Below are 16,084 nucleotides of genomic sequence, written 5' to 3'. Positions count from 1 at the left end.
CTCACGTCACCTCCGGTCTACGGGCCCAGCGCGGGACGCGTCGTCGAGGGGGATCGGGCGTCGGGAGGGGAGCGGCCTCGGCGGGTGTCGCCAGCAGCGAGGCGGCCAGGGCCAGATGCAGCAGATACGGCGAGGCGTCGCCGAGACCGGCCTCCGTGTACGACGCGATCGCGCAGTAGCTGATCAGGAAGATCGCGCAGGCCCTCCGCAGCGACGGTGGCCGCAGCAGCGCGACGCCGCCCAGCACGATGAGGAACGTCGCGACGAGGGCGACGCCGATGAGACCCTGTTCGTTGTAGACGGCCAGCCAGCTGTTGTCGATCGGCAGCCCGCCGAACGACTTGTCGCCCAGGCCCACGCCGAACAACTGCTCCGAGGTCGACCGGGGCTTGGCCAGCAGGGCGTCCCAGACCTTGGCCCGGCCGGTGAGGCTGGAGAAGTTCTCCCGGCTCTGCCCGCGCAGGAACCACGACTGCAGCGCGGAGGCGAACCCCACCGCGGCCACCACGGCGCACAGCACCGCCCAGGTGAAGAACCGGCGGGCCGCGGCGCTGGTCAGGACGAGCGAGCCGATCGCCAGCGCCAGCCCGAGGAGCAGGCCGAGGGTGGCCGTCCGGGTATGGGTCAGGGCGAGCAGGACGAGCGACGGCACGATGACCACGGCCGCGCTCGCCCTGTCGGTCCTGCGCCCCAGCAGGAGCAGCACGGTGAGCCCGATGATCACCGCGGCGTACTGCCCGATCTGCGGCGGGGTCAGCGGCCACAACGCGCCGACGAGGCGTCCGCCGTAGAGGTCGGGCAGGGCCGCGCCCGGTGAGACGGCCAGGCCGGCGGCCACCGATCCGAGCACCGCGAAATACATCCGGATGTGGTGCCGGACGAACGTCATGCCGCCGTCCCACCAGCGGCTGAGCAGCCACAGCGTGCCCACGAAGAGAGTCAGCCGGAAGCAGCGGAACAGCGCGCCGAACCCGGACTCCAGGTTCGCGCTGGAGATCACGCTCATCACCAGCAGCAGGGTGAGCAGGAACAGGTAGGCGCTGGCGCGGACGCGCAGCCGGAGATTGACCGTGAGCGCCAGCGCGAACGCGGCGACCAGCGCGCCCATGGTGACCATCTGGATGAGGGAGCGGGGCAGCGGGACGATGGTCTTCGCCCCGGCGGAGCCGAGCGTGTTGAGGACGAGCAGCCCCCAGACGATCCCGACGATCCGCGGTGTGCCGACCGGGCGCGATGCGGCGCCGGGCCGCGCTCCCGCCGTGTCGGGTCCGCCCGGCAGCCCGGCCGGCCTCTGGTCTGCGCCCATCTCAACCACCGGCCACCGGGTCGAGGGTGCTGCCCGCGTCCTGCCGGTACGGCATGCCCTGCCACTCCACGAAGTCGAGCACCCGGCTCGTGTCCTGGACCACGAATTTCCACGGCCCGATGTAGACGTTGTCGTGCCAGCGGTTGTGCTGCTTTGTGGTGATCGCGTCAGCCACCCGCTCGCCCTTGTACGGCGACCAGTCCGGGTAGGTTCCGTAGTTGGCGAGGAGACCCATCCGGTCGCACTTCTCCGTGCACTTGACGACGGACTCGTCCAGGACGAAGCGGTTGTCGTGGATGTCCACCCGCTGTGTCTTCCACCGGCAGTCGGCGTAGAGCGGCGCCTTCGCGATCGCCGACCCGGTACAGCGCCTGGTGTCCCGCACCAGCAAAGTGCATTGACCGGACGAGGTGTTGGCCGGGCTGTTGCAGAATCGGTCGGCGTTCTCCCACAGGGTGATCCCGGACCAGTTGTTCTCCAGCACGTTCCGGTAGATCTCGATCCGGTCGGTGCGGGCCCGGATGCGTGGTTCGCCGCCGGACTCGGACAGGTAGACGGTCGCGAACGGGAAGCTGTCGCCGCTCTCGGCCGCCTTGCGCCCTTCGACCCAGTTGTTGCGCCGGATCACGTTGTTCCGGATGACCGCGTTGTAGCTGATCTCGTAGATCAGCGCGGCGCCGTCGTTGGCCTCCAGCACGTTGTTCTCTATGCGGAAGTCGTTGTTGTTGGTGTCCGCCCACAACCCGGTTCCGTGGTTGCCGTGCACCCAGTTGCCGCGCACGTCGGCGCCGTCGACGGCCCAGAACTTGATGCCTCCGGTGCAGCCGCAGCCCTTGCGCCGCCGCTCCCAGTCGTCGGTGTTGTTGCCCACGATCTCGTTGCCCTCGACCACCAGGCCGCTGATCCGGCCGTCGGCCTTGTACGCGTTCATGCCGTACTGGCCGTTGCCGCGCAGGCAGTTGGCGCGGACCTGCTGGCGGGCGCCGGCCATCAGGCCGGCGCCGGAGTTGTGCTGGATCGTCGCGTGCTCGATCACCCAGCCGTCGGCCGAGTCATGGTTGACCACGCCCTCGTTCAGCGGCGCCACGAAACGTTCCACGGTCAGGTAGCGGATGGTGACGTCGCGGGCACTGCCGCCGAACGCGTACTGGTTCTTCCTCCGGCCGTCCAGCACCGCGCCCGGCGCACCGACGTAGCGGTCCCCCTCCTTGGGGATGACCTGGGCGTACCGGTTCGGGTCGAGCCGGTGCCTGCCCGGCCGAAGCCAGAACGTGGTGTTCGGGGGGCTGCTCCTGGTCTTCGCCGCCAGGTCACCGACCACCGCGGGGTCGACCGTCACCGCGCCCGCCGGCGCCTTCGCCGGCCCGGCCTCCGGCTCGGCGCACACCCGCGCCACGTGCGGGGCCGCGGACGTGGACGGCGTGGCCTTCGGCTCCGCCCCGGCGCTCGACGTGCTGACACAGCCGGTCGCCAGCAGCGCCAGCGCCAGCAGGGCCGCCGCCGGCGGTGCCGCCGCAGCCGACGCCCGGTGCCGCCTCTTGATCCCCACGCGCCCCCCTAGCCGCCGAACCTGAGCACGGTGGTGAACCCGTCCGCGCCGTCGGTGAAGCCGGTGCCTACCAGGGTCGTGGCGGGTTCCTTGCGCCCGAATCCGGGGGAGTACCAACCCAGCGGCGGGTCGGTCTCGCCGCGATGCGCCCGCCAGGACAGCTGTCCGGGCAGCTCGAGCACCGCGGAACGTCCCTCACCGTCCCGGATCCAGGTGAGCACCGCCCGGTGCCCCACCAGGTCCGCGGCGATCGCCGGTCCGAGGTGGAACGCCAGGCGCGCGGCCCGGCGCGGGCCGCGCACCTCGTCGACCACCCGCAGCTCCCGGCTCGCGGCCGTCAGCTCCACCCGGCGACGGTGCACGGAGCCCTGGTAGCCGTCGTGCTCTCCACACCAGCGGGCCACCCCCTCGCCGGATGTGTCCGCGGCCAGGACGCGGCTGCGGGCATGCCGGGTCCACAGGAACGGGCCGCCGGAGACGGACTGGTCACCGGCGTCCAGTTGCAGGGTGTTGTGGCCGAGGGTGGACCGGAAGTACCGCCGCCACTCGGGCTGCCCGTGGTAGCAGTACGTCCCCGGGTCGGCGAGCACGTCGACCCCGTCGTGCCGGACCTCCACCGACAGCGCGTCCGCGTGGGCATGCGCGGCGATGGACAGGAAGCCGTGCGGACCACCGTCGCAGCGGCACCAGATCTCGCCAGGGCCGCGCAGGATCGCCATGCCCGCGTCGGCGAAGTGCGCCGGTCGGCCGGTCGGGCGGCTCACGGACAGTTCAGTGGGTTCGATGAGCGCGGCCAGCAGCGGGGTGCGTACATCGGTGCCGGTCACCGCCGGCCACCAGGCGAGCCGGCCGAACACGGCGTCGCCGGTGGCCAGCAGCGAGGCCCAGCGGTCGGTGCCCGCGCCGTCCACGACCAGACCGTGCCCGTCGTCCGCGTCCCCCTGGCGCGGCGGCCGCAGCCGGCTGTCCACGACGGCCGCGAGCGCGTCGGTCATCCGCAACAGCACCAGCCGGACCGACGCGGGGACCGGCACGCCGGCGGCGTCCGCCTCGGCCACCGCGGCCAGGCCGAGTTCCAGCACGAGTCCGTGATACTCGGTGGCCAGCTCGCGGTTGAGGCCGGAGCCGAAGGTGTTGGCGCGCAGATTCCGTTCCAGCGACCGGAGCGCGTCGGCTCGCCAGCGCGCCGAGGCGGGGAACCAGCCGAACGCGCAGGCCGCGGCGAACTGCCCGGCGGCCTCGGCGATGACGTGGTTGTTCGCCGAAGACCCCCGGCTGGGGAAGGCGGCCAGCCAGCGCTGGTGGTGCCAGATCTGGTTCAACGCCACCGGGTTGCCCTCGAACAGCCCGGCCGCGCCCGGCCAGCCGTCCAGCAGCCGGCGGATCCACACCCAGGACAGCAGCCGGATGCCCAGCTCGATACCGCTGGTCCAGTGCACGCCGCGCAGCGGTGCGTTGGCCGCCCACCACGACCGCAGGTGCTCGGCCACGCGCTCGGCGTACCGCTCGTTCCCGGTGACCGCGTAGGCGGCGGCGAGCACGGTGAGGTACTGGTGCCGGGACAGCTCCCAGATCTGCTTGACGTCCCCGACCGCGTCCTCGTTCCGGTACGGCACGTCGAAGGCGTAAGCCCACGGAGCCCGGCGCCCGGTCTTCGGGTCGCGACACCAGTCCGGGTCGACCAGGTCCTCGCGGAGCACCCCGAAATACTCGGCGTGCCCGTGCATCAGCCGGTCCGCCTCGGCGACGAGCCGTTTCACGGCGTCCGCAGGCACCGCGGCGATCGTCCCCGCGGGCAGGACCGCGGTGAACCGGGCGCCGGTCACGCTCGGGCAGACCGGCCGCGCCGACCGCCACCGCCGCCTGCGCACCGCGTCGCCCACCCGGCCGCCGACCTCCCGCGGGCCCATCCGGGACAGCCGCCGCAGGTACCAGCCCGCGCTCATGCTCATCGCGTCCTCGCCAACGTCACCGGCGCACCGGCGGCCAGGCCGGTCTGCACGGCGAGGGTGGCCGAGGTGGTGGCGACCAGCGACTCCAGCGGCACCGGCATCGGCCCGCCGGTCCGCACGGCCTTGACGAAGGCGGCCAGCTCGGCGGACTGGCCCTTGTCCCGGGCCTTGGGCAGCCGCGAGCTGACCCACCGCTTGGGCCCGTACACGGAGGCACGGACGAAGTCGTCGAGCCGCAGCACCTTGCCGTCCGCGACCAGGTCCAGCGTCTCCTTGGGGAAGCCGGGCGCGCCGGTGGTGACGTAGCTGATGGTGGCGGTGGACCCGTCCGGGTAGCGCAGGACGACCTGCAGGTCCTCGTTGCCGGACGTGGCGACCGCGTACACCGAGACCGGGTCGGCCCCGAGCAGCCAGCTCGCCGTGTCGATGAAGTGTCCGCCCTCGCCGGCGAACCGCGAGCCCTCGGTCCCCTGTCGGAGGTACCAGCTGCCGTGCTGCAGCCGGCCCGCGTTGACCAGGTAGCGCAGGCTCGCCGGACCGGTCCGGGCGCCGAACCGCTTCCCGGCCTCCCGCAGCAGCGGCGCGAACCGGCGGTTGAAGCCCACCTGCAGCCGGTCGTTGCCGGACTCCTCCACCGCCGCGAGCACGCCGGCCAGCTCGTCCTCGGTGAGGGCCAGGGGCTTCTCCACGAAGACGGACTTGCCCGCCAGCAGTGCCTTCCGGGTCAGTTCGGCGTGCGAGCTGTGCCGGGTGACCACGAAGACCGCGTCGATGGACTCGTCGCCGAGCACGGCGTCGAGATCGGTGGTCGCCTCGGCGAAGCCGAACTTCCGCTGCGCGTTGGCCGCGGACAGCGCCGTCGTGGTGACGACCGTCGACAGCTCGACACCGTCGCGCTGCGCCAGGTGCGGCAGCAGCATCGAGGTCGCGTAGTTGCCCGCGCCGACGAACGCGAGGCGCACCGGCGTCCTGGCGGCCCGGGCCGGCGTGGACACTGCGCCGCCGGGCCGCTTCACCGCGGGCACGGCCACCGCCGGGGCGCCGGCTTCCTCCGCTTCCCCCGCGGGTCCGGGGTACCGGAACAGCACGGTCACGGCCTTCAGTTCGCCGTCCTTCAGGCGCCGGTACGTCTCGGCCGCGTCGTCGAAGTCGGCGATGTGGGAGACCAGGGGTTCCACGTCGACGCTGCCCCGGGCGACGAGGTCGAGGAAGCACGCCAGGTTGCGGCGCTCGGTCCAGCGCACATAGCCGATCGGGTAGTCCCGGCCCTCGAGTTCGTACTCCGGGTCGTAGCGCCCGGGGCCGTAGCTGCGGGAGAACCGGACGTCGAGCTCCTTCTCGTAGTACGCGTTCCACGGCAGGTCCAGGCGGCACTTGCCGATGTCGACGACCCGGCCGCGGTCCCGGCTCAGCCGGGCGGCCAGCTCGACGGGCTGGTTGCTGCCGCCGCCGGCGGCCAGGTACACCTGGTCCACGCCGTGACCGTCGGTGAGTTCGGCGACCGCGGCCTCCACGGCCGCGGACTCGGGATCCCCGCAGGCCGCGGCGCCCAGCCGCTCGGCGAGCTCGCACCGCTCCGGGTCGGGGTCGACCCCGACGACGCGGACGCCCGAGGCGGCGAGGAGCTGAACCACGAGCTGCCCGATCAGACCGAGGCCGATGACCAGGGCCACCTCGCCGAGGTGCGGCTCGCCTTGCCGGACGCCCTGCAACGCGATCGACCCGACCGTGCCGAAGGCGGCGTGCCGCGGCGCGAGGCCGTCCGGCACCGGGACGTAGAGGTTCCTCGGCACCCAGTTGAACTCGGCGTGCAACGCGTGCTCGTTGCCGGCGCAGGCCACCAGGTCGCCGACCTTCACATCGTCGATCCCGGCGCCGACCTGCTCGACCACCCCGCACAGCGAGTAGCCCAGCGGCGTGTAGGAGTCCAGCTTGCCCATCACCTTGCGGTAGGTGGCCGGCACCCCGTTGGTGGCCACGCTCTGCATGACCTTGGCCACCTGGTCCGGCCGGGAGCGGGCCTTGCCCAGCATCGACATGCCGGCCTCGGACACCTTCATCAGCTCGGTCCCGGTGGAGATCAGCGAGTAGGCGGTACGGACCAGCACACCCCCCGGCTTGCACCCCGGCACCGGCACGTCGAGCACCGCCAGCTCGCCGCTCTTGTAGTTCTGCACGACCTGTTTCACCCGAAGTCCCCTTGTTTCTACGCCGTTTGTCACGCCGCCGAGCGAGCACCCCGGCCGGGCCCGGGGATCGCGTCGCGGTACCAGTACTCGAGGGTCAGCACATGCCACAGATGCTTGGAGAAGTCCCGCTGCCCGGCGGCGTCCTCGGCGACCATGCGGGCGAGCGCGTCGCGGCGCAGCAGCCCGGAGCTGACGAGCGCGCCGTCGTGCACCACCTCGCGCACCAGCGGTGCCAGATCCCGGCTCATCCAGGCCCGCAGCGGCGCGCTGAACAGGCCCTTGGGCCGGTAGACGATCTCCCGGGGCAGGACCGAGGCGGCCGCCTCCTTGAGGACGGCCTTGCCCTGCCGTCCGACGATCTTGCGGTCGCCGGGTACGGCGAACGCCGCCTTGACCACCTCGACGTCCACGTACGGCACCCGCACCTCGGTCGACGCGGCCATGCTGGAGCGGTCCGTGTACGCGAGGTTCAGGCCCGGCAGGAACATCCGGGCATCGGTCAGGCACATGCGGTTGACGAAGTCGTCGAGGTCGTTGTCCCGGTAGACGTCCGCGTGTTCGGTCAGCACCTCATCGACCGTCCCGGCCAGGTCCGGATCGAGAAGGGCGAGCAACTCGTCCCGGTCGTACATGGTGTAGCTGCGCCGGAACGCGGTCTCCTCCGGCAGCTCGGCGAAGGACAGGAACCGCTTCGCGAAGCGCACCGACCGGTACCCCCGGCGGGACGTGGCGACCGGCAGCCGGTCCACGGTCCCGGACACCGCGCGGCGCAGTGGCCGCGGAACGCGCTGGTAGCGCAGCGCCAGCAGGTTGGCCAGGTGCTTGCGGTACCCGGCGAACAACTCGTCGGCGCCCATCCCGGAGAGCATCACCTTGACCCCGGCCTCCCGGGCGGCCGAGCAGATCAGGTACGTGTTGATCGCGGCGGGGTCGCCGATCGGCTCGTCCAGGTGGTACGTCATCCGCGGCAGCAGGTCCAGCACGTTCGGGGCGATCTCGATCTCGTGCAGGTCGACGCCGAACCGCTCGGCCACCTGCCGGGCGTAGCGCAGGTCGTCCGGCATCGCCTCGAACCTGGCGTCCTCGGCGCGGAAGCCGATCGTGTAGGCCGAGATCCCGGGCTGCTCGCGGGCCGCCAGCGCGGTCAGATAACTGGAGTCGAGGCCGCCGGAGAGGAACGTCGCCACGGGCACGTCGGAGAGCAGGTGACGCCGGGTCGACTCCTCGACGACGGCGGCCAGGTCCGGCAGTTCGCCGCTGCGGGCCCGCTCCCGGCCCTCGGCGGCGACGTCCTTCAGGTTCCAGAACCGGCCGCGCTCCACCCGGCCGTCGGGCCGGCACCGCAGCCAGCTCCCCGGCGGAAGCTTCTCCGCCTCGCGGAACGCGCAGCGCGAGTCCGGCACCCAGTAGTACAGCAGTGAGGCCACCAGTGCCGCGTGATCCACCCGCAGCGTCCCGCCGGTCGCGGCGGCGAGCGCCTTGAGCTCGGAGGCGAACACCAGGCCCTCGCCGCGCCGGAGCAGGAACAGCGGCTTGATGCCGAGCTGGTCGCGGGCGAGCACCAGCTCACCGGTCCGCTCGTCGAAGACGCCGAACGCGAACATGCCGCGCAGCCGGGGCAGGCAGTCGGTGCCCCAGCGCCGCCAGGCCTGGAGGAGCACCTCGGTGTCGGAGGTGCCGCGGAAGCGCACCCCGGCGGCTGCCAGCTCGGCACGCAGCTCGGGCGCGTTGTACAGCTCGCCGTTGTACGTCAGGGCGAGGCCGTCCGAGACCATCGGCTGGGCGCCGGTCTCCGACAGGTCGACGATGGACAGCCGGCGGTGCCCGAGCTGCACTTCGCCGTCGCCGACGGGGTGACCGTAGCGGCCCGCGCCGTCCGGGCCGCGGTGGGCGAGGGTGTCGGTGAGGCGGTCGGTCAGGACCTTGCCGTCCGGCCATCGGTACGTGCCCGCGATGCCACACATGTCCTACCGCACCTCCTGGTCGTCGTCCGGGACCCGTGCGGCCCACATCGGCTGCCGCTCCGCGGGCCGCCGTCCTTCCCCCACTGCCTGAACGGTGTGGGAGGCGCCCCCGCCGTTCGGCCGGGCCGGCCGCTCGCTCCGGCCGCGCAGCGCGGTGCCCAGCCCGTCCCACAGCGTGCCGTCGGTCCGGTCACGCGGATCGGGGTCGATCAGCACCACACCGATCACCGGTATGCGCTGGTCCGCGAGCTGCCGCGCCACCGTGTGCAGCCATGCGGCGCTGCCGTGCCCGGCCCGCACGACGAGCACGGTCCGGGTGCCGAGGTACTGGAGGTCCGTCCACGCCGTGCCGGGCGCCACCGAGCCGACGCCGATCCGGCGCTCCCGGGGCGACACGGCCGCGGCACGTTCACCGCCGACCACGGTGGGGTCTCCTGGCTTCCGGCGGTCCGCGAGCCGCGAGCCGGGCAGACCGTCGACGACGACCACCGGCCCCTCCGCCGCCAGTGCCCGGGCCAGGCCCAGGGCGAGCGCGCTCGCGCCGCGCGGACAGCCGAGTTCCAGCAGCGACAGCGGTTCCACGGAGCCGTGCACGGTGCGGGCCAGCGTCGCGGTGAGCCGTTCGCGTGCCACCCGGGTCCGCCGGCGCTGCCACGGCCTGCCCGACCGGCGGGGCAGCTCCGCGATGACCGACGCGCCGAGGTTCGCCGCGATGTCCCGGCGCAGCACGGGGCGGTCGGCGACCACCACGCCGACCGCGGCCAGCGCGAGCCCTAGGAAGAGCCCGAGGACGAGCCCGACCACGGCGTCGGTGACGACGGCCTTGGGCAGGGAGTGCCGCACCGCGCGCGGGGCGTCCACGATCTGCGTGCCGGCGATGAGCCCGGGCGTGCCGACGCGAGCCTCCTCGGCGCGCTGGCCGAAGTCGGCGATCCGCGAGGTGAGGTCGGCCCGGCGGGCGAAGAGCGACTCGAGGCTCGCCGCCGCTTTCGGGTCGCTGTCCGCCGACCGGCCGCCGATCTCCTTGTTGACGTCGGCGAGTTGCTTGCGCAGGCGGTCCCGCTGGTCGAGCAGGCCCTTGGCCTCGGCGTCCGCGATGTCCCGTATCCGCTGCGCGTGGTCCGCGACGAACGCCTCGGCCAGTGCCTCGGCCCGGGCCACGGCTTCCGCGTCGGTGTCGCCCGTGACATCGATCTGGAGCACGTTGTTGGACAGTCCGGTGCCCCGGTACTCCTTCATGAAGTCCTCGGGCTTCTCCGGGGACTTGAGGGAGCGCAGGGCCTGGCCGGCGATCTGCGTGGTCTGCAGCAGCTGGACGTCGGTGCGGATCAGCGTTCCGGTGTCGTTCGGCTGGTCCTCCTGGTGCGCGACCAGCACCTTGGCCACCGCGGACGGCGACGGCGGCAGCAGGACCGCCACCGCCGCGCCGAGCACCAGTCCGAGCAGCGCCAGGGCGCCCCAGAGACGGCGGCGCCTGCGGACCGCGACCACCAGCGCCTGCAGGTCGATGAGCGGAGTGGCGGCCGACGACTGAGAAGTCGTGCTCGTCGTCACACTGAACCTCCCGTCGCGTGACCGCGAACCGCGAACGCCATGGCGGCCTCGTCCGAGGGACGGCCGGCCGCCGGCGTCGGACGGGTGCGGACCGTGCCGACGACGACGGCGCCGACGACCTCGTGCCCGCCGTCCGCACACGCCTCGGCGATGCCGGCCAGCTCCTCCGCGGTCCAGTTGCCGGCGCTGAGGACGACCAGGGCGCCGGACTCCGTCTCGCGGTCGGGCACGATCGGCCGGTCCACCGAAACCTCCACCACCCGCAGCAGCGGATCGCGCTCGGCCTCGGCGACGAGCTGCCCGGCGGCCCGGCGGGCGACCTCGTCGCCTTCCGGTACGACGACCAGCAGCCGGCGGGGGGCCGGCAGCCTGCCCCGGAGGCGGGCGCACACCCGCCGGTAGCGGATCTGCCTGTCGGCCTCGCCGGAACTCTGCGGGGCCGGTGTGTCCCACCGGGTGTCGACGCCGAGGAGCCGGCGGATCCGGGCCCGTGCGCCGGGGCGCTGCGGCCGGTGCGCGCGCCGTTCACCGGGCACGTCGACGGTGCCGAGGAGCGCCGAGCCCAGCGCCGCGGCGATCTCCGTTTCGGTGCGCAGTCGGCGGTTCGTCCGTGCGGCGACGAGATGACCGATGACCGCGAGCAGGAAGAACACCAGCGCGCCGGCGGCGATGAGCTGCGTCCTGGTCGGTGGTGCCTCGCCCGTCGGCCGGGCCGCCGGCCCCATGACCACCATGTTGGCCTTGTTGGCCGCCGGGTCGGCCTCGTCCAGCTTCTTCATGGCGTCCTGCAGCGTGGTGCGCAGTTTCTCCAGCTCGGTACGGGCCTGCACGCTCTCCACGGTCTGACCGGGATCGGCCGCGTCGGCCAAGTCTGTGATGCGGCGGTTGGTCTCCGCCACCTTCTTCCGCAGCGCCTCGGTCTCCGTAGCCGCTTCGGGCGCGGTGGAGCCGCCCGCGATCCGCGTGGCGAAGGTGACGAACTGCTGGGCCACCTGGTCGGAGAGCCGCTGCGCGCGCTCCGGGGTGTCGGCCGTACCCGAGATCTTGATGATGTTCCCGTCGGCGGCCTTGGCGCTCACCCGATCCCGCAGTTCGGCGTCGCTGACGTCCTTCCAGCCGAGCGTGGCGGCCGCACGGTCGACCACCGTCGAACTGGTCGCGATGTCCACCTGGGTCAGCAGTTCGCGCTCCTCCCACAGCCCCGGCAGCAGCACCGATGCCGACGCCGTGTACCGCGGCGGAAACACCAGCACCGAGGCGCCGTAGCCGACGAGCGCACCCAGCACGGCGAGTACGGCGAGAAGCCGCCACCGCCGACTCAGAATCCGTCCGATCGTGACCAGGCGGATCGTGTCATCGTTCAATGAAGCGGCCTCTTCCCCGTACGGACCGGCCCACGTGCCGGCGCCGGAGCATGGTCCCGGCAGGCGGCGGCGTAGGCGGCGAGCAGCGACGCTTGCGAATTCCGCCAGGAGAGCGGGCCGCTGATCCGCTCCTGGCCGATCCTGCCCATCCGGGCCCGCTGCTCCGGATCGTCGAGGAGGGACGCGACGAGCCCGGCGAACGCGGCCTCGTCGTTGGCGGGCGCGTAGACGGCGGCGTCACCGGCGGAGACGCGCGCCTCCCGGAGGTCGAACGAGACGATCGGCCGCCCCATCGCCATGTACTCCAGGACCTTGTTCATGGTCGACACGTCGTTCAGCGGATTGCGCGGGTCGGGAGAGAGGCACACGTCCGCGGTGCTCAGGTAGCGCACCAGGTCGGCGTCCGGAATGCGCCCGGTGAACTGCACCTGCTCGCCGAGACCGAGCCGCCGGGACAGCTCCACCATCGCGTCGAAGGCGTCGCCGGCGCCGACGAACACCGCGTGCCAGTCGGTCCGCCCGAGCTCGTCGCGCAGCTTCGCGAGGGCCCGCAGGGCGTAGTCGACGCCGTCCTGAGGGCCCATGACGCCGAGATAGCACAACAGATGAGGCTTGCCGCGCTTCAACTCCGGCTCCGGCGGCACCGGTCGGAACCGTTCGACCGCGGGCGCGCTGCGCACCACGAAGACGTCCTCCGGCCGCCGGCCGCCACGGCGCAGCGCGACGTCCCGGTAGCTCTCGTTCGTGGCGAGCACGATGTCCGCGGCCCGGTAGGTCCGCCGTTCCAGCGCGCACACGGCGCGGTAGAGCAGGTCCTCGCCGCGGTCGAACCGGGAGAGGTACAGCTCGGGCACCAGGTCGTGCTGGTCGAAGACGAACCGCGCGCCGCGTCGCTTCAGCCACAGTGCCGGCAGGAACAGCAGGTCGGGCGGGTTGCAGGCGTGGACCACGTCGACCGGGCCGACCTTGCGGGCCAGCCGGACCGTGTGCCACAGGGCCGATCCGTATTCCCGCAGGTAGCCGGCCGGACCTCCGGTCGCCGCGCGCAACGGGTAGCGGTGGATCCGCACCCCGTCGATCACCGCCTCCGGCTCGGTGTCCCGCTTCTCGCCCCGGGGGCAGATGACGTGCACCTCCCAGCCCGCGTCGCGCAGCGTCGTGCACTCCTGCCACACCCGCCGGTCGAACGGCACCGACAGGTTCTCCACCAGGATCAGCGCACGCCGGCCCGGTCCGGCGCCGCTGGTCGCGTTACCAGGCAAGGCCCATGTACCTCGGTTCGGCCCGGCGCGCCTCGGCGTCGGGAAGGCGGATGAGGTCGACGATCAGCGGTCCGTCCTCATGGGGCAGCGACGACAGCACCGCCGGGTCCCTGGTCCCCACCAGGCACACCTCGGCGTGTTCGAGCACCTCGTCGACGGAGTCCGCGAGCAGTTGCGCGAGATGCGGCAGCCGGCTCTCGATGTACTCGCGGTTCGCGCCGAGCAGCCGGGAGAGGCTCACATTGGCGTCGTAGATCTTGATGTCGTACCCCTTGCCGAAGAGTCTCTCCGCCAGCTCGACGAGCGGGCTCTCGCGGAGGTCGTCGGTGCCGGGTTTGAAGGACAGCCCGAACAGGCCCACCCGGCGCTTGCCGGTGCGCTCGACCATGTCCACCGCGCGCTGCAGATGGTCGGCGTTGGAGGCCAGCACGTGGGAGAGGATGGGCACCGAGACGTCGGCCCGCTGCGCCGCGTGGACCAGGCTGCGCAGGTCCTTGGGCAGGCAGGACCCGCCGAAGGCGAAGCCGGGCCGCAGGTAGGCGGGGCTGATGTTCAGCTTGCGGTCGGCCAGGAACACGTCCATCACCTGGTGCGAGTCCACGCCGAGCGCCTGGCACACCGCGCCCAGCTCGTTCGCGAAGCCGATCTTGAGGCCGTGGAACGCGTTGTCCGCGTACTTGACCGCCTCGGCGGTCGGGACCGGCACCCGGAACACCTCGCCGGGCAAGCCGTCGTACAGCGCCGCCACCGCGTCGCCGCTCGCCGGATCGAGCTCGCCGATGACCGTCTTGGGCGGGTCGAAGAAGTCCCGCACGCTGGTGCCCTCGCGCAGGAACTCCGGATTGACCGCGACTGAGAAGTCCACTCCGGCCGTGCCGCCGGTGCTCTTCTCCAGGATCGGCACCAGCAGGTTCAGGCAGGTGCCCGGAAGCATGGTGCTGCGGAACACGACGGTCTGCCGCCCGCCCCGCTCGGCCAGCGCGGCGCCTATCTGCTCGGTGACCCGCTCCAGGTACGTCGTGCACAGGCTGCCGTTGGGCTCCGACGGCGTGCCCACGCAGACCAGCGACACCTCACTGCCCGCGATCGCCTCGCGGACGTCGCCGGTGGCGCGCAGCGCTCCGGTCCGCACGACCTCGTCGATGAGTTCGCCGATCCGCTCCTCGACCACCGGGGCCTTGCCGTCGTTGACCAGGTCGACCTTGACCGGGTTGACGTCCACCCCGATGACCTCGTGCCCCATGCTGGCCAGGCAGGCGGCTGATACGCAGCCCACGTAGCCGAGCCCGAAAACGCTGACTCTCATGCTCCGTCTCTCCCCCCAGGCAGGCCGCTGCGGCCTGCGGTCCGCGCGCCGGTCGGACGACCCGCGCGCATCAGTAGGCCCCCTGCCCGTGGAGCACGGCACGCAGCGTCTTCCACAAGATCACCGTGTCCAGGGCGAGCGACCAGTCCTCGACGTACCGCAGGTCGAGGCGGACCGCCTCCTCCCACGGCAGGTCGCTGCGCCCGCTGATCTGCCACAGGCCGGTGAGCCCGGGCTTGACCAGCAGCCGCCGCCGGATGTCCGGGCCGTACGCGGCGGACTCCTCCGGCAGCGGAGGCCGCGGTCCGACGAGTGACATCGATCCGGTGAGCACGTTGAAGAGCTGCGGGAGCTCGTCGAGCGAGTACCGGCGCAGCACCGCCCCCACGCGGGTCACCCGCGGATCCCGGCGGACCTTGAACAGCAGGCCCGCGCCCTCGTTGCGGTCGGCCAGTTGGGCCCGTGCCCCGTGCGCCCCGACGACCATGGTGCGGAACTTGACGATGGTGAACTCCCGGCCGTCCTTGCCGACCCTGCGCTGGCGGTAGAACGCCCCGCCCCGGCTGTCCGCCAGCACGAGCAGCCCGACGAGCACCATCAGCGGCGCGAAGAGCACCAGCAGGACCGCGGCGCCCACCCGGTCGACGACCTCCTTGATCGCCCGGCGGCCCCCGCTGAAGGTCGGCATGCTGACCCGCAGCAGCGGGATCCCGAGCACCGCGTCGACGTGCAGCCGCGGGCCGGCCACCTCCATCAGCACCGGGGCCACGACCATCTCGGCGTCGCTGCCCTCGAGGTTCCAGGCCAGCCGCCGCAGCCGGTCCGGTGTCCAGTGCGCGTCCGGTGTGACCGCCACGACGCGGTAGCCGTCGTGGCGGACGTGCTTGGCGACGTCGGACAGCCGGCCGACGACCGGCACTCCGTCCAGCTGGTCATCGTCGGCCCCGCGACCGTCCGGCGTGCACACCGCGTCCACCCGCCAGCCGAGGTGCGGGAACTTGCGGGTCCGGGTGATCAGGTCGCGCACGGTGGCCGGGCTTCCGGCGGCGAGCACCGGCCGCAGGCACCTGCCTTCCTTGCGCTGTTTGTGCAGCCACAGGCGGAGCAGATACCGCGCGGCCATGGTGACGACCGCTATCGCCGGGATCGCGACGAAGATCCAGAGCTTGATGTTGCGCGAGGTGAGGGCGATCCCGCCGAGCGCGAGTACGACGGTCGCCGTGAACAGAGAGCGTCCGAGCCGGCGGAATTCCTCGGCCCCCTGGCCGAGCACGGCCGGAGACCACGAGCGGCTCACCGCGAGGGCCCCCAGCACCAGCAGTTCGGTGCCGAACGCGAGGATTCCCCACTTCTCGTGCCAGTTGGCCGCGTCCCGGGCCCCGAAGAAATCGCCGATCGCCGTCACCACGGCGGCCGTGGCCACGGTATCGCTGGTGATCACGGCATGGCGGTACCGCTGTTCCCAGTCGATCGCGGGCCGGCTGATCGCCCCGTTCGCCAGACGCCCGTGCGCCGACGGAAATGGGCTGATTTGTCCCCCTTGTTGCACAGAACCCCCCCAGGTCCCCAATGGTTCGACGTTCGCCCGACACGGTTCCTCGCCTCAGGGGGCCGTCGCCCCCCGACGCCGCGCTGTTC

The 16,084-nt window shown here is 72.5% G+C and carries 10 protein-coding genes; all 10 read right to left on the bottom strand.

Annotated features, from left to right (window positions below; translation table 11 throughout):
- Position 1: 1 nt before the first annotated feature.
- Positions 2 to 1,306 (bottom strand): O-antigen ligase domain-containing protein, encoded by a 1,305-nt coding sequence (locus tag ACZ5GT_RS06200; RefSeq protein WP_469015160.1) that lies wholly within the window; start codon positions 1,304 to 1,306, stop codon positions 2 to 4.
- Between the two features lies 1 nt (position 1,307).
- A complete protein-coding gene (locus tag ACZ5GT_RS06195) occupies positions 1,308 to 2,855 on the bottom strand; it encodes a right-handed parallel beta-helix repeat-containing protein (protein ID WP_469015155.1) in 1,548 nt (515 codons plus the stop codon).
- Between the two features lie 8 nt (positions 2,856 to 2,863).
- Complete coding sequence (locus tag ACZ5GT_RS06190; protein ID WP_469015151.1) at positions 2,864 to 4,807, bottom strand: heparinase II/III family protein; 1,944 nt, start codon at positions 4,805 to 4,807, stop codon at positions 2,864 to 2,866.
- Positions 4,804 to 6,996 (bottom strand): bi-domain-containing oxidoreductase, encoded by a 2,193-nt coding sequence (locus tag ACZ5GT_RS06185; protein ID WP_469015147.1) that lies wholly within the window; start codon positions 6,994 to 6,996, stop codon positions 4,804 to 4,806. Before ACZ5GT_RS06185 ends, ACZ5GT_RS06190 begins: the two co-directional genes overlap by 4 nt.
- Positions 6,997 to 7,025: 29 nt before the next feature.
- Positions 7,026 to 8,960 carry an asparagine synthase (glutamine-hydrolyzing) gene (asnB, locus tag ACZ5GT_RS06180; protein WP_469015143.1) on the bottom strand — a complete coding sequence of 645 codons (1,935 nt, stop codon included), beginning with the start codon at positions 8,958 to 8,960 and terminating at the stop codon, positions 7,026 to 7,028.
- A 3-nt stretch (positions 8,961 to 8,963) separates the two neighbouring features.
- Positions 8,964 to 10,514, bottom strand: coding sequence for a Wzz/FepE/Etk N-terminal domain-containing protein (locus ACZ5GT_RS06175; RefSeq protein WP_469015139.1), 1,551 nt, complete (start codon positions 10,512 to 10,514; stop codon positions 8,964 to 8,966).
- A complete protein-coding gene (locus ACZ5GT_RS06170; protein WP_469015135.1) occupies positions 10,511 to 11,878 on the bottom strand; it encodes a Wzz/FepE/Etk N-terminal domain-containing protein in 1,368 nt (455 codons plus the stop codon). Before ACZ5GT_RS06170 ends, ACZ5GT_RS06175 begins: the two co-directional genes overlap by 4 nt.
- Entirely contained in the window at positions 11,875 to 13,140 is a 1,266-nt protein-coding gene (locus tag ACZ5GT_RS06165) for a glycosyltransferase family 4 protein (protein ID WP_469015131.1), read from the bottom strand. The genes ACZ5GT_RS06170 and ACZ5GT_RS06165 overlap by 4 nt, the downstream gene beginning before the upstream one ends.
- The gene (locus ACZ5GT_RS06160) at positions 13,130 to 14,446 is read right to left on the bottom strand and encodes a nucleotide sugar dehydrogenase (RefSeq protein WP_469015124.1); all 1,317 of its coding nucleotides are present in this window, start codon (positions 14,444 to 14,446) and stop codon (positions 13,130 to 13,132) included. Before ACZ5GT_RS06160 ends, ACZ5GT_RS06165 begins: the two co-directional genes overlap by 11 nt.
- Before the next feature lie 70 nt (positions 14,447 to 14,516).
- Positions 14,517 to 15,995 (bottom strand): sugar transferase, encoded by a 1,479-nt coding sequence (locus tag ACZ5GT_RS06155; RefSeq protein ID WP_469015116.1) that lies wholly within the window; start codon positions 15,993 to 15,995, stop codon positions 14,517 to 14,519.
- Between the last annotated feature and the right edge of the window lie 89 nt (positions 15,996 to 16,084).

The sequence above is a fragment of the Streptomyces sp. NPDC031340 genome, assembly GCF_055569945.1.
This window is presented reverse-complemented; position numbering and strand designations above follow the sequence as displayed.

Coding starts and splice junctions, on each gene's coding strand:
- ACZ5GT_RS06190 (WP_469015151.1), bottom strand. CDS start 4,807: ATGAGCATGAGCGCGGGCTGGTACCTGCGGCGGCTGTCCCGGATGGGC.
- ACZ5GT_RS06160 (WP_469015124.1), bottom strand. CDS start 14,446: ATGAGAGTCAGCGTTTTCGGGCTCGGCTACGTGGGCTGCGTATCAGCC.
- ACZ5GT_RS06200 (WP_469015160.1), bottom strand. CDS start 1,306: ATGGGCGCAGACCAGAGGCCGGCCGGGCTGCCGGGCGGACCCGACACG.
- asnB (WP_469015143.1), bottom strand. CDS start 8,960: ATGTGTGGCATCGCGGGCACGTACCGATGGCCGGACGGCAAGGTCCTG.